At 52.2% G+C, this 18,986-nt stretch carries 18 protein-coding genes; 4 read left to right on the top strand and 14 right to left on the bottom strand.

Annotation, left to right across the window (positions count from 1 at the left end):
* Window positions 1–72: 72 nt before the first annotated feature.
* Complete coding sequence (cedA, locus tag ACLJRH_RS12105) at window positions 73–315, bottom strand: cell division activator CedA (protein WP_000977510.1); 243 nt, start codon at window positions 313–315, stop codon at window positions 73–75.
* A gap of 216 nt (window positions 316–531) precedes the next feature.
* Between cedA and katE the strand changes: the two genes are divergently transcribed.
* Window positions 532–2,784 (top strand): catalase HPII, encoded by a 2,253-nt coding sequence (katE, locus tag ACLJRH_RS12100; protein WP_000019096.1) that lies wholly within the window; start codon window positions 532–534, stop codon window positions 2,782–2,784.
* Between the two features lie 43 nt (window positions 2,785–2,827).
* Here the strand turns inward: katE and chbG are convergent, their stop codons facing one another.
* From chbG to osmE, 7 genes are all read right to left on the bottom strand, one after another.
* Entirely contained in the window at window positions 2,828–3,586 is a 759-nt protein-coding gene (chbG, locus tag ACLJRH_RS12095; protein ID WP_000442730.1) for a chitin disaccharide deacetylase, read from the bottom strand.
* Window positions 3,587–3,598: 12 nt separating this feature from the next.
* Window positions 3,599–4,954 carry a 6-phospho-beta-glucosidase gene (locus ACLJRH_RS12090; protein ID WP_023136844.1) on the bottom strand — a complete coding sequence of 452 codons (1,356 nt, stop codon included), beginning with the start codon at window positions 4,952–4,954 and terminating at the stop codon, window positions 3,599–3,601.
* A gap of 124 nt (window positions 4,955–5,078) precedes the next feature.
* On the bottom strand, window positions 5,079–5,921 hold the full coding sequence (gene chbR / locus ACLJRH_RS12085; RefSeq protein ID WP_000983393.1) for a transcriptional regulator ChbR: 843 nt from the start codon (window positions 5,919–5,921) through the stop codon (window positions 5,079–5,081).
* A gap of 10 nt (window positions 5,922–5,931) precedes the next feature.
* Complete coding sequence (chbA, locus tag ACLJRH_RS12080; RefSeq protein WP_000459883.1) at window positions 5,932–6,279, bottom strand: PTS N,N'-diacetylchitobiose transporter subunit IIA; 348 nt, start codon at window positions 6,277–6,279, stop codon at window positions 5,932–5,934.
* A 50-nt stretch (window positions 6,280–6,329) separates the two neighbouring features.
* On the bottom strand, window positions 6,330–7,688 hold the full coding sequence (gene chbC / locus ACLJRH_RS12075; protein WP_000073063.1) for a PTS N,N'-diacetylchitobiose transporter subunit IIC: 1,359 nt from the start codon (window positions 7,686–7,688) through the stop codon (window positions 6,330–6,332).
* An 82-nt stretch (window positions 7,689–7,770) separates the two neighbouring features.
* A complete protein-coding gene (gene chbB, locus ACLJRH_RS12070) occupies window positions 7,771–8,091 on the bottom strand; it encodes a PTS N,N'-diacetylchitobiose transporter subunit IIB (protein WP_000412161.1) in 321 nt (106 codons plus the stop codon).
* 300 nt (window positions 8,092–8,391) lie between these two features.
* Window positions 8,392–8,733, bottom strand: a complete 342-nt coding sequence (gene osmE / locus ACLJRH_RS12065; RefSeq protein WP_001039301.1) for an osmotically-inducible lipoprotein OsmE — start codon at window positions 8,731–8,733, stop codon at window positions 8,392–8,394.
* Window positions 8,734–8,951: 218 nt separating this feature from the next.
* Here osmE and nadE point away from each other — a divergent pair, with 218 nt between their 5' ends.
* Both nadE and cho read left to right on the top strand, forming a co-directional pair.
* The gene (gene nadE / locus ACLJRH_RS12060) at window positions 8,952–9,779 is read left to right on the top strand and encodes an ammonia-dependent NAD(+) synthetase (protein ID WP_000174980.1); all 828 of its coding nucleotides are present in this window, start codon (window positions 8,952–8,954) and stop codon (window positions 9,777–9,779) included.
* Between the two features lie 120 nt (window positions 9,780–9,899).
* Window positions 9,900–10,781 (top strand): excinuclease Cho, encoded by an 882-nt coding sequence (gene cho / locus ACLJRH_RS12055; RefSeq protein WP_023136845.1) that lies wholly within the window; start codon window positions 9,900–9,902, stop codon window positions 10,779–10,781.
* A 74-nt stretch (window positions 10,782–10,855) separates the two neighbouring features.
* Here the strand turns inward: cho and spy are convergent, their stop codons facing one another.
* The 6 genes from spy to ACLJRH_RS12025 form a co-directional block, all read right to left on the bottom strand.
* Complete coding sequence (spy, locus tag ACLJRH_RS12050) at window positions 10,856–11,341, bottom strand: ATP-independent periplasmic protein-refolding chaperone Spy (protein WP_001228998.1); 486 nt, start codon at window positions 11,339–11,341, stop codon at window positions 10,856–10,858.
* 335 nt (window positions 11,342–11,676) lie between these two features.
* Window positions 11,677–12,645 carry a succinylglutamate desuccinylase gene (astE, locus tag ACLJRH_RS12045; RefSeq protein WP_023136846.1) on the bottom strand — a complete coding sequence of 323 codons (969 nt, stop codon included), beginning with the start codon at window positions 12,643–12,645 and terminating at the stop codon, window positions 11,677–11,679.
* Window positions 12,638–13,981: an N-succinylarginine dihydrolase gene (gene astB / locus ACLJRH_RS12040; protein ID WP_000123944.1), complete on the bottom strand. Its 1,344-nt coding sequence runs from the start codon at window positions 13,979–13,981 to the stop codon at window positions 12,638–12,640. Before astB ends, astE begins: the two co-directional genes overlap by 8 nt.
* Window positions 13,978–15,456 carry a succinylglutamate-semialdehyde dehydrogenase gene (gene astD / locus ACLJRH_RS12035; RefSeq protein WP_023136847.1) on the bottom strand — a complete coding sequence of 493 codons (1,479 nt, stop codon included), beginning with the start codon at window positions 15,454–15,456 and terminating at the stop codon, window positions 13,978–13,980. The genes astB and astD overlap by 4 nt, the downstream gene beginning before the upstream one ends.
* Entirely contained in the window at window positions 15,453–16,487 is a 1,035-nt protein-coding gene (astA, locus tag ACLJRH_RS12030; protein WP_023136848.1) for an arginine N-succinyltransferase, read from the bottom strand. Before astA ends, astD begins: the two co-directional genes overlap by 4 nt.
* Entirely contained in the window at window positions 16,478–17,704 is a 1,227-nt protein-coding gene (locus ACLJRH_RS12025) for an aspartate aminotransferase family protein (protein WP_023136849.1), read from the bottom strand. The genes astA and ACLJRH_RS12025 overlap by 10 nt, the downstream gene beginning before the upstream one ends.
* Before the next feature lie 445 nt (window positions 17,705–18,149).
* On the opposite strand from ACLJRH_RS12025, the gene xthA reads away from it, so the two are divergent.
* Complete coding sequence (gene xthA / locus ACLJRH_RS12020) at window positions 18,150–18,956, top strand: exodeoxyribonuclease III (protein WP_000673954.1); 807 nt, start codon at window positions 18,150–18,152, stop codon at window positions 18,954–18,956.
* Window positions 18,957–18,986 lie beyond the last annotated feature (30 nt).

Raw genomic sequence — 18,986 nt, 5'->3', positions numbered from 1 at the left:
ACACGACGATCAGCAACTCAAAATGTCTGTCACTAAAAACGCCGGTCTCCAGTACCGGCGTTTTGTTTTTTCTTAGTCAGCGATTTCGTTTTCCTGGCGAACCTGATTCGCCCAACGCTGCGCCGATTCTGGCACGCTAAAGGCGGGCGACCGTTGAAATGACTCCCCCGTCAGAACAAAGGCAACATATTTACCGCGCAGTATCCAGACGTCGCGAAACGTATCCATTTTTATCGCATGTTCCGGCGGCGCGGGTTCAACACGCGGAATATAGCTAATAATCTGGCGATTTTGCTGGCGAAGAGGTTTCATCATTAATGCTTCACTAAAAGAGGCTAAGGCTAAAAATCAGAAAAACACTATTTTAGCCGATCTTCGCCCCCGACGTCCTGTTCCGCGCGTGCGATTTCCCCGTTATACCCTGTCTTCCGTTCCGCTCTCCCCCGGCATAATTGCTGAAATGTTCTATAGTTAGAGTGATTTTGACTACTACCACGCCCATTTCAGTGATGAAAGCAGGAGACGAGTTCAATGTCGCATAATGAAAAATCCCCCCATCAGTCCCCCGTGCATGATACCCGTGAATCACAGCCCGGCCTGGACTCCCTGGCACCGTCAGACGGTTCACATCGCCCCACGCCAGAACCGACGCCGCCGGGCGCGCAACCAACGGCCCCCGGCAGCTTAAAAGCGCCCGAGACCGCGAATGATAAGCTCACCGCCCTCGACGCCTTTCGTAAAGGCAGCGAAAATTATGCGCTGACCACCAATCAGGGCGTGCGCATCGCCGACGATCAAAATTCTCTTCGCGCCGGCAGCCGTGGCCCTACGCTGTTGGAAGATTTTATCCTGCGCGAGAAAATTACCCACTTTGACCATGAGCGTATCCCGGAGAGGATCGTTCACGCCCGCGGATCTGCAGCGCACGGCTATTTCCAGCCATATAAAGACCTGAGCGACATCACGAAAGCCGCGTTTCTGTGCGATCCACAGAAAATTACCCCGGTCTTTGTTCGCTTTTCGACAGTACAGGGCGGCGCGGGGTCTGCTGATACCGTACGTGATATCCGCGGTTTTGCGACCAAATTTTATACCGAAGAGGGAATTTTCGATCTCGTCGGTAATAACACGCCGATCTTTTTTATCCAGGATGCGCATAAGTTTCCGGATTTTGTGCACGCCGTTAAGCCCGAACCACATTGGGCTATTCCGCAAGGACAGAGCGCGCACGACACCTTCTGGGACTATGTTTCCTTACAGCCTGAGACGTTGCACAACGTCATGTGGGCAATGTCGGATCGCGGTATTCCACGCAGTTATCGGACGATGGAAGGGTTCGGCATTCACACCTTCCGTCTGATCAATGCACAAGGGAAAGCGACCTTTGTCCGTTTCCACTGGAAACCGTTGGCGGGTAAAGCCTCGCTGGTATGGGATGAGTCACAAAAACTGACCGGTCGCGATCCGGATTTTCACCGCCGGGATCTGTGGGAGGCCATCGAAGCGGGCGATTTCCCGGAATACGAGCTGGGCCTACAACTCATTGCCGAAGAGGATGAATTTAAATTCGATTTTGATCTGCTCGATCCGACCAAACTGATCCCGGAAGAGTTGGTGCCAGTACAACGCGTCGGCAAAATGGTGTTAAACCGTAATCCGGATAACTTTTTCGCTGAAAACGAACAGGCGGCATTTCATCCAGGGCATATTGTTCCCGGCATTGATTTTACCAACGATCCGCTGTTACAGGGGCGTCTGTTCTCTTATACCGACACGCAAATCAGCCGTCTGGGCGGGCCAAACTTCCACGAAATTCCGATTAACCGCCCTACCTGCCCCTACCATAACTTCCAGCGTGACGGTATGCACCGGATGGATATCGACACCAATCCGGCGAACTATGAACCAAACTCCATTAATGACAACTGGCCGCGCGAAACGCCGCCAGCGCCAAAACGCGGCGGCTTCGAATCATACCAGGAACGCGTGGATGGCAATAAAATCCGCGAACGCAGCCCCTCTTTCGGTGAATATTACGCGCATCCTCGCCTGTTCTGGCTCAGTCAGACGCCGATAGAACAGCAGCATATTATTGACGCGTTCAGCTTTGAACTGGGTAAAGTCGCCCGCGCGTATATTCGGGAGCGGGTGGTCGATCAGTTAGCGCATATTGATGTTACGCTGGCTGAGGGCGTCGCGCATAATCTCGGTTTTGCACTCACCCATGAGCAAACGCAAATTGCCCCGCCTCCTGATGTCAACGGTCTGAAAAAAGATCCGGCGCTCAGCCTGTATGCGGTGCCGGACGGCGATGTTAAAGGCCGCGTGGTCGCTATTCTGCTGAACGACAAGGTTAACGCCGCCGATCTGCTGACCATTTTGCAGGCTTTAAAAGCTAAAGGCGTCCACGCAAAACTGCTCTATTCACGGATGGGTGAAGTAACGGCTGATGACGGTTCAACATTAACTATTGCGGCAACCTTTGCCGGCGCGCCGTCGCTAACGGTCGATGCGGTAATAGTACCGTGCGGCAATATTGCCGATATCGAAAGTTGCGGCGATGCCCGTTACTACCTTCTGGAAGCCTACAAACATCTGAAGCCCATCGCACTGGCAGGCGACGCCCGACGGTTTAAGGCGCTTTTAAACATTGATAGCCAGGGGGAAGAAGGACTTGTTGAGGCCGATAACGTTGACCACCACTTTATGGACACTCTGCTGACGCTGATGGCGGCACACCGTGTCTGGTCGCGCGCGGGGAAAATTAACGCGATTCCTGCATAAACGGCAAAAAATGCGGCGCATTCTTGCGCCGCAAACTCAGGAGCTAAATATCAAGAAAACTGCCAGGACGATATCCACGTTCCGCAATCGCTGCCTTGAGTGACGCAGACGTCAACACCTCCAGTTCAGTTAAGCGGGGGTAACAATAGGCGCTCTGGCGAATAATGTTGTCCACAAACGCCGGATGACACATCACCTCCAGAGAGGCTTCTCCTCGATGCGCCGAGGCATCCAGAATGCGTAAAAAGCACGCTTCGGTGATCTCCTCGCCGTAAAATTCACTACTAAATCCTTGAGTGCTGCGCAAATCCGACGGTAGATCGTCGGCGTTCAACACCGTCTGGCGGTCAATACGTAACGCAATCCCGCGCTGCGCCGCAAAGCGGGCGACGATGGGGAAAATTTGCGGGAACATATGCACATGATGGTGGCTGTCGAGATGCGTTGGCTCGCGGCCAAATACGTCGATGAAACGCTGATACTGACACGCCAGTTCATGCGCAATTTCATCCAGCGGAAGCGTATCCTCCTCCGCCATTTGCCAGATCCATTTCCCCAACAGGCCGTCTCGCGTCAGGCCCGGCATCTCTGACACCGGTTTGCCTAACGTCAAAACAAAATGCATTCCCACCCCAAGCGCAGGCAGCTCGCGGCTAAGCTGCGCCGCATGGTCAATAGCCTCGCCATTGACCAGCGCCGTCGTGGAGGTCACAACGCCGTTGCGATATGCTTCAACAATGCCGTAATTTTGCCCTTTACTCAGGCCAAAATCATCGGCATTCACAATCAACACGCGTTCCATAGCCTACCTCTGTCAGTGGTGCTTACCTTTAAGCGCTTCGATGCAAGCGGCAAAATTAGGCAGCCATTTTTCATGCGCCAGAATGAGCTCACGCGCCAGGACTTCTGCGTCGCGGTCGGAATGCACCAGCGGACTCAGGTTAAGCACCAGCAGCACATCATTAAAGTTTCCGCTCAGCGCCGCATTGCTGGCCGCGACCTCAAATCCTTTAATAGTGTGGATAAGCCCCAGCACTTTTTCGTCAAAACGGGTGATACGCGGGTGCGGCGTCGCGCCATTGCGTCCCAGAATGCAGGTCATTTCCACCGCCCAGTCCGCCGGGATATTCTCGACATGCCCATGATGTGGAATATTAACGTAATGCTCAGTCTGCTTGTCATTATAAATAGCGTTAATGACTTCACAAGCGGCATCGGAATAATAAGCGCCGCCGCGTTGTTCAAGCTCTTTCGGCTTCACGTTTAGCTCAGGATTTTTGTACAAGTCGAAGAGTTGTTTCTCCACTTTTTGTACGACCTGAGCGCGCGCGCCGCCTTTGTAATATTCGCCCATTTCAATCGCCAGCATCTCTTTTTGCTTGAAGTAATACAACAAATAAGAGCACGGCAGCATGTTCAGCGAGCGAATCAATCCTTCACTAAACGGCAGATCAAAGATATTTTTTACGGTTGACGCTTTCAACTGACCGGACGCCACGCCATCCAGTAATTCTGCGAATCGTGAGGTGCCATTCACCAGCACATCTTTAATAAAGACCATATGGTTTAGACCAAACAGGTCAATGGAAAGATCGTCATTCTCATTCAGCGCCAGCACGTCATGAATAAACATTTTCATGCCGACAGGAATATTACATACGCCGATGAATTTTTTAAAGTTGGTATGGCGATAAACCGCTTCCGTCACCATCCCTGCCGGATTAGTAAAGTTAATGACCCACGCATTCGGACATAATTCTTCAACATCTTTAATGATGTCAAAAATAACCGGAATGGTACGCAACCCTTTAAATAAACCGCCAGCGCCGTTGGTTTCTTGCCCCAGATAGCCGTGACTAAGCGGGATACGCTCGTCCAGTTCACGGGCTTTGAGTTGACCAACGCGTAGCTGGGTAGTAACAAAATTAGCGTCTTTCAGCGCTTCCCGGCGATCCAGCGTTTTATACAATTTTAGCGGAACGCCTGCTTTATCAATCATTCGCTGGCAGAGATCATAAATAATGCCCAGCTTCTCTTTCCCGTCTTCAACGTCAACCAGCCATAATTCAGTGACAGGTAATTCATGGTAGCGTTTAATAAAGCCTTCAAGTAATTCAGGGGTGTAGCTGCTCCCGCCACCAATAGTGACGACTTTTAATTTCTGGCTCATAATATCTCCCTTCAGTGTATGACACTGATATGTATTACGCTATGCCCGCTCGTAAGAAATAGCGTGACGTTCCCCGCGCTATTGGGGCAAGCGTGAAATGTAATTAATCGAGCAATGCAAACCGTTACTCATTAATTTCCGTCAATCGCTTCCGATAACTATTCGGCGTGAATGAGGTCATCTTCTTAAACGTTTTAATAAACAGACTTGGACTGCTATACCCGGCTTCATAAGCAATATCCGTAACCGAATAGTTGGTCATTTCCAACTGTTTCTTGGCAAAATTAATGCGAATCTCATTAATGATTTGCATCGGCGTTTTGCTGTAATAACGTCGGGTGGCGCGCGTCAGATACTCCTGGGATTTTGCCGACAGGCGCACCATATTTTCCAGCGCATGTTCGCCAAACTGCGTTTTATCATGCATTATCTCCACGGTTGCTTTCAGCCATTGTGGAATATCATCATAAACCTGCTCTTCGCGGTAATGACGTAAGCGGTTTATAATATAAAATGTCACCACTTCAATAAATTCGTCGAGCCCATTACCGCGAAAGTTCAACGACGCAATCACCGTTTCAATATAGGTAAGGAAGGTGCTATTCGCCCTGTATACCTGCGATGCCACAAAACAAAACGGCAGTAACGGAAGATAATGCTGTTCAAAAAAACGTTTACTAATTCCTACGTTCAGAATACGCGTTGCGCCAAACTCATAGAAACTTTGGTGATTCGAACCCACCGGGATAAAAACAAAATCTCCACGTTCCAGCAGCACACGCTTCCCGTTAATCTCCTGGTAATAACGTCCGGTTAATACCAGGGTAAATTCATAATAGTCGTGCTGATGCAGCCCGGTGACGCTTTCCGTCTTGTTATAGATAAACACATGGAAATTTTTGCCATTGAAGAGCTGCTGCTCATAAACCGTTTTGATTTCCGTTGCGTTAACCTGTAGCTGCATCATCCGCCCCCTGTTATTTCAGTTTCTCATGGAGCTCAATCAACTCAGCGATCAGTTCACGAGCCAGCATTGAGGTCATCAAATGATCCTGAGCGTGAACCAGGACCAGACTGACTTTCATTTTGCCTTCGCCCTGATCGCCTTCGATGAGTTTTGTCTGCACAAGATGCGCTTCATTGAGCGCTATGCGCGACTGGTCCATCATCGCTTTCGCCGCCTCAAAATCGCCTTCTTTCGCTTTTCTGAGCGCGCCATATGCCAGGCTGCGCGCCTGACCAGAATTGATGATAAGCCCCATAACGACTTCTTCGAGTTCCTCAGCCGCTGTCTGGTTATCTACAACATTTTCAAGATCAAACATAGTCTTTCCTCTGATTCAGCCCGGCATGGCATCCCATGCCGGCGCGGAGTTTAGAATTTCAGTGCGTTAGCGATATCTTCTTCGCTTTCTTCCTGCTCGATGGCGTTCTGCGCTTTGTTAGCCACCACCACGAAGGGGAGATAAATCAGGGTAGCGACCGCCAGGTTAAATAGCGCAACCAGCAACGCGGCGACACTGCCGTTGGTGTTAAAGAACGCCCCCAACCCGGTTGGCATGGTCCACGGCGCAATATTGGTAATCGGCGGAATAATACCCAAATAGTAAGCCACCAGCGTAATCGCCGCCAGAATCGGCTGAACCAGAATGAAGGGGATAAACATCACCGGGTTCATAATAATCGGCAGGCCAAACAGGATGGGTTCGTTAATCTGGAAAATACCTGACGGCAGCGCCAGTTTTGCCACCTGGCGATAGTCCGCGCGACGGGATGCCAGGAAGATAGCGATGATCAGACCCAGCGTTGCGCCGCTACCACCGAGGAAGATATAAGAATCCAGCATCGGTTTCGCCCAGATATGGAACGTTTTACCGGCTTCCAGTGCCGCATCGACGGAGCCATACTGCTGGTAAATAGAGATGTTTTCCAGCGCCCAGGGCGTCATGATGCCGCTGTCCAGCGCGGTCAGCGCCAGCGAACCATGAATACCAAAGAACCACAGCAGCGGTACAAAAATGACATATGCCCACCCTACCACGCTACCCAGCGATGCCAGCGGCGTAGAGATAGTGTCCATAATAATCTGATGGAAGTTAGAACCGTAATTAGACAGCGCCCAGGCAATAATCCCCATAATAGAGAGAATAATAAAGCCGGGAATTAATGCTGAGAATGAACGAGACACCGAAGCCGGTACGCTGTCCGGTAGTTTAATCACCCAGTTGCGCCGGACAATAAATGTAAACATCTCCGCGACCACCAGGCCAATAATAATACCGGAGATAATATTCGCGCCGCCCAGCCAGTTTGCGCCTACGGCATAGGCCTCGCCGACACTATACGGCGTTACGGTCATAAATGCCGCCACGGAGAGCAGTCCGGCGGCCAGCGCATCAACCTTGCGCTCTTCCGCCAGCGCCATGCCGATAAAAAATGGCGCCATGAGCGACATAATGCCCAATGTGCCGTTATAGACGTTCCCGCCGATGCCTTTCAATCCATTAAGTGTTTCAATGGTTGAGGCATCAAGCCGAATGCCCATGGAATAAAAAAACGACCCCTCCCCAAAGCTCAGGAAAACGTTATTAATTAATACAAACATCGCCCCCGCAAGGGTTAATGGCATTAAACGAATAAAGCCGTTCTTGATTGCATTAACGTGTGGCTGCTTTCCTATTTTTACAGCAAAAGGAAGGAGTACCTTTTCAAGTGAAGCAATGACGTTACTCATAGAAAAATACCCTTAAATACCGCAATAAAATATTGCGGTTAGTGTATGAAATAACTCTTTGACGGGAAAAATTAAAAAATAATTAATTCGCGGCGGCTTTTTTAATTGCCGCTACCGCAGCTTTAAGCACGCCTAAACCATCTACCTTGCCGTACAACATTGAATCAATGACTTCTACCGGTTTACCGGGTAATAAACGCTGAATTTCGGGGAGCATATAAGCAATTTGCGGGCCTAATAACACGACGTCCGCTGCCGGGCCTTTTTCACCGGCCAGGGTTTCAGGGAATGCTTCAATAATAACCGGTACTTCATATTTTTCAGCCTGAGCGCGCATTTTTGATACCAGTAACGATGTTGACATGCCCGCAGAACAAAACAGATAAATGTGTTTCTTTTCCATAAAAACCTTCCTCATGTGCGATTATCTGTCAACCAGATACGCCGCAAGCCTCAACCTGCATCCATACTCTGGGCGACTTGCGTAACCGGATTTACTTTTTTAGGTGGCTGAAATGAGTATACGGGATCGGACCGCCGGATGGTATTTCCTTGACCCACTAAATTGTCTCTCATTGACCTGGCGTTATGACCCCCCTCACATTTCGGGCAAATAATTCGCGATAATAAATAAGGTTATTGCAGGCACAAAAAAACCGGCTCGCAGGCCGGTTTCCTTGAATGTTCAGGCAATGTACAGTTGTTACTGCTTCGGCGCCTGTGGGTCAGTGTCGTACTCCGCACAGGTCTGGTAGCCGGAGTTAATCACGTGCCCGGTATCATCCAGCGCAACAAAGTAGGTTTCCGCTTTACCATCACGTTGACCCAGGATGTAGGTCTGACAGGTACCGCGCGCATGAATCATGCTCACTTCAGATGACGGTTTGCCCGCAATCTGCGCAACCTGTGCCCTGCTCATTCCTTTTTTAACATCTTTAACGACAGGCTCAACAAATTGGTCTTTTGTACGATCATACGCCGTACAGCCTGCCAGCATAGTCATTACCGCCGCTGCGCTTAAAATTCCTGCTACGTTCTTGTTCATTTTCCGTCCTCTTGTTTATCAGCGTGTTATGTAAGCCTGGAATACATCAGAATATTTTTCAAGCCGCGACCCGCCACAAAAAGCCTTTCGGAAAATTCTCTAACGCGGCGATATGTTGTTTTAAACACCGCTTAGCCCGCCAAACCTTGTCGTTTCAGCGGCGAAGGGTTAGCTTTAACAGGGTAAAGATTCATTTTTTTAATGTCGAAGGGGGTTAAATGACTCTGCAGCAAGAGATAATCCAGGCGCTTGGCGCGAAACCGCATATCAACCCTGAAGAAGAAATTCGCCGCAGCGTGGATTTTCTTAAAGCGTACCTGAAAACCTATCCCTTTTTGAAATCGCTGGTGTTAGGCATTAGCGGCGGGCAGGATTCGACGCTGGCCGGGAAACTCAGCCAGATGGCTATCGCCGAATTGCGGGAAGAGACTGGTGATAATGCGCTGCAGTTTATCGCCGTTCGTCTGCCTTATGGCGTACAGGCCGATGAACAGGATTGCCAGGACGCCATTGCTTTTATTCAGCCGGACAGAGTACTCACCGTCAATATTAAAGGCGCCGTCCTCGCCAGCGAGCAGGCGCTGCGCGAAGCGGGAATTGAGCTGAGCGATTTTGTTCGCGGCAATGAAAAAGCGCGTGAGCGAATGAAAGCGCAATATAGCATCGCCGGTATGACTCACGGCGTCGTGGTGGGCACCGACCATGCGGCGGAAGCGATAACCGGGTTCTTCACCAAATATGGCGATGGCGGTACCGATATTAACCCACTTCATCGCCTTAACAAACGCCAGGGCAAACAGCTTCTCGCAGCGCTGGGCTGTCCTGAGCATCTGTATAAAAAAGTCCCCACCGCCGATTTGGAAGACGACCGCCCTTCACTGCCTGATGAAGCCGCGCTGGGCGTAACGTATGACAATATTGACGATTACCTGGAAGGCAAAACGCTGGACCCCGCCATCGCTAAAACTATCGAAGGCTGGTATGTAAAAACTGAACATAAGCGCCGTTTACCGATTACGGTATTCGACGACTTTTGGAAAAAGTAAGCGTACTTCTACTGTTGCGCCGGATATCGCTCGTCTATCCGGCCTCCTCTCTTCCCAGCCTCTTTTTTAATCACCCATCCGCTGTTATACTGGATGAATAACCAGTTAACGGAGATCACTGTGGTACGGCGTCAATCAGCCCCCCGCCTTGAGTTTGAAGCGGCGGCCATTTACGAATATCCAGAACATTTACGTCCTTTCCTCAGCGAAGCGCCAGCCTTACCGGGCGTCTATATATTTCATAGCGAAAGCGATACGCTGCCGCTTTATATCGGTAAAAGCGTAAATATTCGCAGCCGGGTGCTCTCACATCTGCGAACGCCTGACGAGGCCGCTATGCTGCGACAGGCGCGGCGGATAAGCTGGATCTGCACCGCTGGGGAAATGGGCGCGTTGCTGCTGGAGGCGCGGCTGATCAAAGAACAACAGCCGCTGTTTAACAAGCGGTTACGGCGTAATCGCCAGCTTTGCTCTCTACAGTTGAGCGAACAAAAGATTGAGGTCGTTTCCGCCCGCAGCGTCAATTTTTCCCATGAGCCGAACTTGTTTGGGCTCTTCGCCAACCGTCGGGCAGCGCTGCAAAGCTTACAGAACCTCGCCGATGAACAAAAATTGTGTTATGGCCTGCTGGGGCTTGAACCGGTAAGCCGTGGGCGCGCCTGTTTTCGTTTCGCTCTGAAGCGCTGCGCTGGCGCGTGCTGTGGGCAAGAAACCCCGCAGGCGCATTTTCTTCGTCTGCAGGCCTCACTGGAACGGTTACGTGTGGTTTGCTGGCCCTGGAAAGGCGCTATCGCGTTAAAAGAGAGCCGCCCACAAATGACCCAGTTCCACATTATCAACAACTGGTTATGGCTGGGGGCGGTACCCTCGCTGGATGAGGCCGCCACACTGGTGCGCACACCTGCGGGCTTTGATCAGGACGGCTATAAAATTCTCTGTAAGCCGCTAATGTCAGGTCAATATGAGATCATTGAACTGCACACCGATTGTCGCCAGTCATAAAGAAAACCGCCGATCCTGTCCACCTCAACGATTGTGTTGTCGACAAGACCGGCGGTCTTAAATTATGTGGAAAGTTATTCTGCCGCAGCAGGCATTTTACCTTCTTGCGCCGGGCGTTCTGTCAGACGCTTCTCAAAATTAGCGTTATATTGCTTTTTCTGCTCCGGCGTCAGAACGTTATAAATTTTATTCTGGGTTTCCATATGCGCCAGCATATTGGCCTTGCGCTGCGCTTCCATTTTCGTAATTTGCGCTTCGGCTTTGGCTTTATCGAAGGTATCGCTGGCAATAATATCATGCATGGCGCGACGCTCTTCCAGCAGCGGACGTTTCATTTGCTCGCGCTGCGCTTTCATAATGTCGCGAATTTGTTGCTTCTGTGCGTCTGTCAGGTTCAGGTTTTTAAACATCATATCGTGATGTGGGCCAAATTTACCTTTATGCTGCATCATTGGCTTCGCATCCGCTGGCGCGGCGGTGGTAGTCTCAGCGGCATGAGCCAGATTCGCAGCACCCATCGCCAGGGTAGAGGCAACAAATAGAGCAGTCAGTTTACGCATATTTCCATCCTTCCTTTCAGTTATTTTTACGGCATATTTAAAACAGCGCCGTGTTGTCGTGATTAACTTTAACCGTCTTAGCGTCAATTAGTCATAACAACGGTAAAACAATGAAAGTATAAAAAACACTTTTTCGCCAATTGTGAAGAAAAAAAGAACAAATTGCGCAGAGTTGAAAGATAAATATACAGTAGCATGATATAGCAGAAATTATGCAGAACTATAACGCAGCAACGCTTATTAATAAAGCAATTCTCCAGGAATAATCCGTAATAGCATGAAACTGTGTCCCAAATCATCCCTGTAATCCTAACGTGAGCTTACAGGGACATTTATCAAGGCAGTCTTTCCAGCATTAATCCAGCCCGCAATCCGCAGGCGACAGAGGGATTAGGAAAGAGAACATATTCAACGTCATGCGTCACCGTCACACGCTTATCCCCCTCCTCGGCCAGCAACGTTCCCTTCGCAAAGGCAGTAAAATTCAGCGTTTGCGCATCCATATAAAGCGTGAACTTATCGCTGTGACGCGTGATTTGCGACACCACCCGATAGCGTAGCGGCGGAGAAGACGAGGTTGACGTTTCGACACCGCTCAACAGCGCCGACAACGCCTGCGAGGTTACGCTGAACTGCGTCAGATCGTTTTGCCCAAACGGCAACGCCTTTCCCAACTCCAGCGTACAGGAAAGCGCGCCGAAATGTTCAGAGCTAAAGTGCGTAAACGTACCGCCGGGCGCCTGATGAAATACCAACGCCTCCAGTCCTGCCGCGCCCAGCCACGCCAGAAAATCTGTCTCCCACGGGCGGTCGCGCTGCGGCAATACGCCAAAACGCAAATGATGCGAGCCACGAATGGCGGTATGCAGATCCAGATGCCAGCGTACCCGCGCCTGGCCAGATGAAAAGAAGGTCTCCAGACTTAGCTCCAGCTCACGCGCCCGCCGCGTTTCATCGCTTTCGGCAAAGGACTGCCAACGCCCGCCAAACATACGGTTCATATCGCTGTGACAATAGCGTATTCCCGCCGCCAGCGCCTGCGGATTGCCGAGTACCACCAGCACTCGCCACGTTAACGTCAAGCTGCCTGAGAACAGCGCCGACAGCAGCTTATCCAGCATCTCGACCGGCGCGGTTTCATTACCGTGTATCCCCGCAGAAAGAATTAACGCGCGGTCGACCGGCGCATCGGGCGTGAGTTCAAGCAGACCATGGCCTAACCAGCGCCAGCGAAAACCCGCGCCCTTCCCCTGCGTCACCCGTGGTGTCGTGCCGCTTAGCGTCAACGCCAGAAAGTTATCCATCAGCCGCCCCCGTTTGCTGGAAAGGATAAACCGACCCCAAATCCAGCAGATGCGTTAACATATCCAGCGCCTCCCGGCCTTCTCGCAATAATAACGGATCGGCCAGATCGGCGGCGGTCAGGCGATCGCGATAATAACGATCCGCCCACGAGTTAAGGGCCGTAAACAGAGCGTCATTCATCATTACCGCTGGATTCACCGCCCGTCGTTCTTCTTCTGTTAACACCACGCGTAATCGCAGACAGGCCGGACCGCCGCCGTTGGCCATACTTTCTCGCAAATCAAATACCTGCATCGCGCTGATGGGGTTATCCTCCGCCACCAGCTTATTCAGATAGCGCCAGACGCCGACATGGTCCTGACATTCCCGCGGCAACACTAACAGCATTGAGCCGTCGTCACGGCTTAACAATTGACTATTAAACAGGTAGGTCGCCACAGCATCTGATACAGAAACCTCACCGGCGGGCACCTCTATCGCCATAAAACCGTCAACGCACGTACGCAACTGATTAATGAGCACTTTCTGCCGGGCAAACGCCGCTTCGTGACAAAACAATACCTGTCGATTCGAGACGGCAATGACATCATTATGGAATACGCCTTGATCGATGACCTCCGGGTTTTGCTGAGCGAAGATAACCTGTTGCGGATTCACCTGATTAAGACGAGCCACGGCCTCGCTGGCTTCGCGGCTCTGGCGCGCCGGATAACGAGCGGGTCGTATTTCATTCTCCTCTTCGCGCCCATAGACAAAAAGCTGCACGCCTGCCGAACCATACTCGCCGCCAAGACGGTTATGATTCGCCGCGCCTTCATCTCCCAATAATGCGACCTGCGGTAACGCGCTATGCACTGAAAACTGACTTTCATCGCGAAATATGGCGCGTAGCAGCGCTTCGGTAACAGGCGCCTCCAGAGCGCGATGAAATTTATTGTTTAAATTCGCCACCGTCAGGTGAACTTTCCCGTCCAGCGCGTCTGCCGATGGGCAAACCGTCGCCGCATTCGCAACCCACATTGGCGACGCGGAACTCACGCTGGAAAGCCAGCGTGGCGCCTGACGCGCAACCTTATCCAGAATCTGCTCATCGCTACCCGTGAAGCCGAGCTGACGCAACGCCGGAATAAAAGGCCGCTCATGCGGCGGGATCACCGCCTGGGGAAAGCCGGCATCCGCCAAAGCCTTCATCTTTAGCAGCCCCTGCTTTACCGCCAGACGAGGATTCGACACCTGAAAACGGTGGCGGGTCGATGCCTCATTGCCGAAGGATAGCCCGGCATAATGGTGCGTAAGCCCCACCAGCCCGTCAAAATTAACTTCATGCGCCGTCATACCGCCTCCCTGCGAGAAAAGTCGAGGCCGGGGCTTAATGTCGCAGGCAACGTCAGTTCGGGAGATTCCAGACTGGCCATCGGCCAGGCGCAATAATCGGCGGCATACCAGGCGCTGGGCCGATGGTTGCCAGACGCGCCGACACCACCAAACGGCGCAGTACTCGCTGCCCCGGTGAGCGGTTTATTCCAGTTAACGATCCCTGCCCGCGCCTCCAGCAAGAGCTGTTCGAACTGCGCGCGATCCGTCGACACCAGCCCACACGACAGACCAAAACGGGTATTATTCGCCAGACGAATCGCCTCATCGAAATGCGCATAACGCCAGACGTTCAGCAGCGGACCAAACACCTCTTCATCCGGCACATCCGTGACGCCCGTCAGCTCAATGATGCCAGGCGTCAGCAGAGAGGTTCCCTCTTTGACCTTCCGCGGCACCAGTAGCGTGCGCCCGCCTAATGCCTCTCGTTGACGCCAGGCTTCCATCACATGCTGTGCCGCCTGCGCTGAAATCAGTCCGCCGATAAACGGCTGCGGATCGTCGTCCCATCTGCCGGGCTGCAGACGTCCGGCGACGTCAACCAGCCGCGCCAGAAATGCATCTCCCTGCGCACCCTGTTTTACCAGAAGGCGTCGCGCGCAGGTACAGCGCTGTCCGGCGGTAATAAACGCCGATTGCAGCGTCAGATGTACCGCCGCATCCATATTTGCCGCATCCTCAATAATGAGCGGGTTGTTTCCGCCCATTTCCAGGGCCAGGATTTTTTCCGGCTGGCCGGATAGCTGGCGATGAAGCTGATATCCGGTACTGGCGCTGCCGGTAAACAGCAGCCCGTCGAGATCGTCGAGCGAACTCAGCGCTTGTCCGGTCTCCCGGCCGCCCTGCACCAGATTAAGAACGCCTGCCGGTAGCCCCGCCCGTTCCCAGAGTTTTATTACCGTTTCCCCGGTCCATGGCGTTAGCTCGCTAGGTTTGAAGATCAGCGTATTGCCTGCCAGCAACGCGGGCACAATATGGCCATTCGGTAAATGGCCGGGAAAGTTATAAGGGCCGAATACCGCCAGCACACCGTGAGGACGATGGCGCAACGTCGCGGCGCCATCGACAAGTTCGCTTTTTTGTTCGCCGGTTCTGGCGTGGTAAGCCTTAATCGAGATGGCAATCTTATTGATCATCGCCGTCACTTCCGTCGCCGCCTCCCAGCGCGGTTTACCGGTTTCACGTGCGATGACCTCCGTGAGATCGGCTTTATGCGCCTCCAGCAGGGCGGCAAATTTCTCTACGATAGCCTGTCGTGCTGCAAAAGGCTCTCTGGCCCAACGAGGAAACGCCGCGCGCGCCGCCTGACAGGCCTCGGCGACCTGTGCCGCATTAGCGTCATTCCCCTGCCAAAGTATCTCCGCGCTCACCGGGTTCGTTTTGCGGCGGCGTTCGCCCTGACCGGTTATCCAGTCGCCGTTTATCCATAGCGTCATACGGTTTTCTCCTCAGCGCAAAGGCGTACCAGCCGAACGTGGTCGCCCGCGCGACATTTCAGCGCATCCAACTGCGCGGCGGTCAGTACAAGTCGTGAAGTCTGCGGATCGGCGCGCACCAGCGCAGCCCGAAAGTGGTGATAGTTTTCATTGGCGACCAGACATGCCGGATAGTCGCCAGGCGCGGGTTGCCCTTCCGCGACTTCCACCAGTCGGCTTTTACGAATAGCCCGCACGCGATCAATATCACACTCCAGCGTCGGCCCGCCGTCGAAGATGTCGATATAGTGGCGATAGCGAAAGCCTTCCTTTTCCAGCACCGCGCGGGCTGGCGCCGTTTGCGGGTGGACTTCGCCAATTACGGCCTGTGCCTCTTCAGATAAGAAGTGGGTATAAATAGGATGTTTGGGCATCAGCTCGGCGATAAACGCTTTTTGCCCGGTACCGCATAAAAAATCCGCCCGGCTGAAATCCATAGAAAAAAAGCGTTTGCCGAGACTTTGCCAGAAGGGAGAATAACCGTGCTCGTCAATGACGCCGCGCATTTCCGCCACCACTTTCTCATTGAATTTATCGCGAAACGCGGCCATAAACATAAAGCGCGATTTTGACAACAGGTAGCCGTTACCCTCTTTACGCCATTCGGGATCGAGAAACAGCGTGCAAAGCTCACTGCTGCCGGTATGATCATTACTCAGGAATAATGTTGGCAACGCGTTATATACATTCAGCTCTTTGGAGGCATGAACCAGCGTACCGACACGATAGTTATACCAGGGATCGTTAAGACCGACCGCGACCTCAATGGCGCAGATCCCGCCGACCTCACCCGTTTCACTGTCCTCGAGAACGAATACATACCCTTGTTCGCCTTTTGGCAGCTCGTCGGACCAGGTTTTTAGCGCGCGTTCAATGCGGGCCGCCAGCGTCGCTTCATTTGCCGGTAGCGAGGTTAAGCCGCCGCCCGTTTTGCCTGCAAGCTGCATCAGCGCGGTGATATCCGCATGTTCGACAGGACGAATCACCCGCATGGTGCGCCTCCCGTCTGAAGGCGTTCGCACGCCAGGGCAAAACGATCAAGCCCGGTGGCTATCTCCTCGTCGCTCACATTTAACGCTGGCGCAAAACGCACCACGTCGCCGCCGGCGATGAGCACCATCACACCTGCTTTTGCCGCTTCCTGGGCGATGAGTTTGGCTTTTCCGGCAAACTCCGTCTGTAGCACACAGCCAAGCAGTAGCCCCAGCCCGCGAATTTCACTGAACATGCCAAAACGTACATTAATGGTATTTAGACGTTCAATAAACGCATCGTGGCGCTGTCTGACGCCGTTTTGCATCTCCGGCGTATTGATGATATCCAGTACTTTTCCGGCAACTGCCGTCGCCAGCGGATTACCGCCGTAGGTGGTGCCATGCGTGCCTGGCGTCATAACGCTGGCATAGTCTTGCGTGGTCAGCATCGCGCCGATCGGGAAGCCGCCACCCAACGCTTTAGCGGTCGTCAGGATATCGGGCGTAACGCCATAATGCATATATGCATACAGTTCGCCGGTACGTCCGACGCCCGTCTGCACCTCATCAAAAATCAGTAACGCCTGATGCCGGTCGCACAATTCACGCAGCCCCTGCAAAAAAGCTTTCGTGGCGGGGATCACGCCGCCCTCGCCCTGCACAGGCTCTACGATCACGGCGCAGGTATTGTCATCAATTAGCGCGCTGGCGGAGTTCAGATCGTTATAGGCTGCATGACGAATATCCGGCGGCAGCGGCGCAAAGTCCTGTGAATAGGAGGGTTGACCGCCAGCGCTGACGGTAAAGAGCGTGCGACCATGGAACGCGTTTTTAAAGGCCACAATGCCGCTTTTATGATTGCCGACACGATCGTGGGCATATTTGCGCGCCAGTTTTAATGCTGCTTCATTTGCTTCAGCGCCTGAATTACAAAAGAAAACGCGTTCGGCGAAGGTCGCGTCGATCAGTTTTTTCGCCAGTCGCAGCGCCGGCTCATTGGTGTAACCGTTCCCGGTATGCCAGAAGCGATTCGCCTGTTCATTTAACGCCTCGCGCAGCGCCGGATGCGCATGTCCCAATGCGTTGACCGCGATCCCGCCAGCAAAATCAATGTACTCTTTCTCCTGCTGATCCCACAGGCGTGAGCCTTCTCCGCGTACAGGAATAAAAGGCGCGGGAACATATACCGGCACCATCCATTCATCAAAGTTTTCGCGCGTAACTGACAGAGACATAGCGACCTCTTTTGGTAAAAATAAAGTTATTTATATGTTAATTAATATGAGTGTTTGCGCTGTAAATGTAGATTGCAGCATTCGTGCCAGCCAGCGTTAAAATTGCATAAACAGAAGTGATAGACGGTAAATCAATGGGTTACAGCGTAGCGATATTCACTTTTACTGCATGAAAAGTGAATATTTCCGCATAATCGGTGGCTAAAAAGAGGAAAAAGCGAAATATTATTCAGTTGCCAAATATAATTCTGGAATTGTGATCTTATACGAAATTTACTGGAAATTACCGCCCCGTTCTGGCGCATCTGCACGCAAACCGTGCCATTTTCGCGCTATAGAAAACACCATACGCTTCCATTGGCCGAATCTGACGATGAGTGGCAGTCACCCGGTAAAATTTCTGTTACCATCCCAACACGATTCACCTTGCAAAGTGGCAGCGACTATGAAATTTGTCTCTTTTAATATCAACGGCCTGCGCGCCCGTCCCCATCAGCTTGAAGCGATTGTCGAAAAACACCAGCCCGATGTGATCGGCCTACAGGAGACAAAAGTCCACGACGAAATGTTCCCGCTCGAAGAGGTCGCGAAGCTGGGCTATAACGTTTTCTATCATGGACAAAAAGGCCATTACGGCGTCGCGCTGCTAACAAAAGCCACGCCCATTTCCGTCAGACGCGGTTTCCCGGATGATGGCGAAGAGGCGCAACGCCGCATTATCATGGCGGAAATCCCCTCGCCGCTGGGTAATATTACCGTCATTAACGGCTATTTCCCGCAGGGGGAAAGCCGGGATCATCCGTTGAAGTTCCCCGCGAAAGCGCAGTTTTATCAGAACTTGCAAAACTATCTTGAAACGGAACTCAAGTGCGATAATCCGGTATTAATTATGGGCGACATGAATATCAGCCCGACCGATCTGGATATTGGCATCGGCGAAGAGAACCGCAAACGCTGGCTGCGTACCGGTAAATGCTCCTTCCTGCCGGAGGAGCGTGAATGGATGTCGCGGTTACTGAAGTGGGGATTAGTGGACACGTTCCGTCAGGCGAATCCGCAAACGATGGATAAATTTTCGTGGTTTGATTACCGCTCAAAAGGTTTCGTGGATAATCGCGGGCTGCGTATCGACCTCTTGCTGGCAAGCGCTCCGCTGGCGGAACGTTGCGCAGAAACCGGTATAGACTACGACATTCGCAGTATGGAAAAACCCTCCGACCATGCGCCGGTCTGGGCGACGTTTCGTGTTTGATTCCGCTTTCTGATTAACCGTAAGGCCGGG

The organism is Salmonella sp. SAL04162 (assembly GCF_046551535.1).
GTDB lineage: Bacteria > Pseudomonadota > Gammaproteobacteria > Enterobacterales > Enterobacteriaceae > Salmonella > Salmonella enterica.
This window is presented reverse-complemented; position numbering and strand designations above follow the sequence as displayed.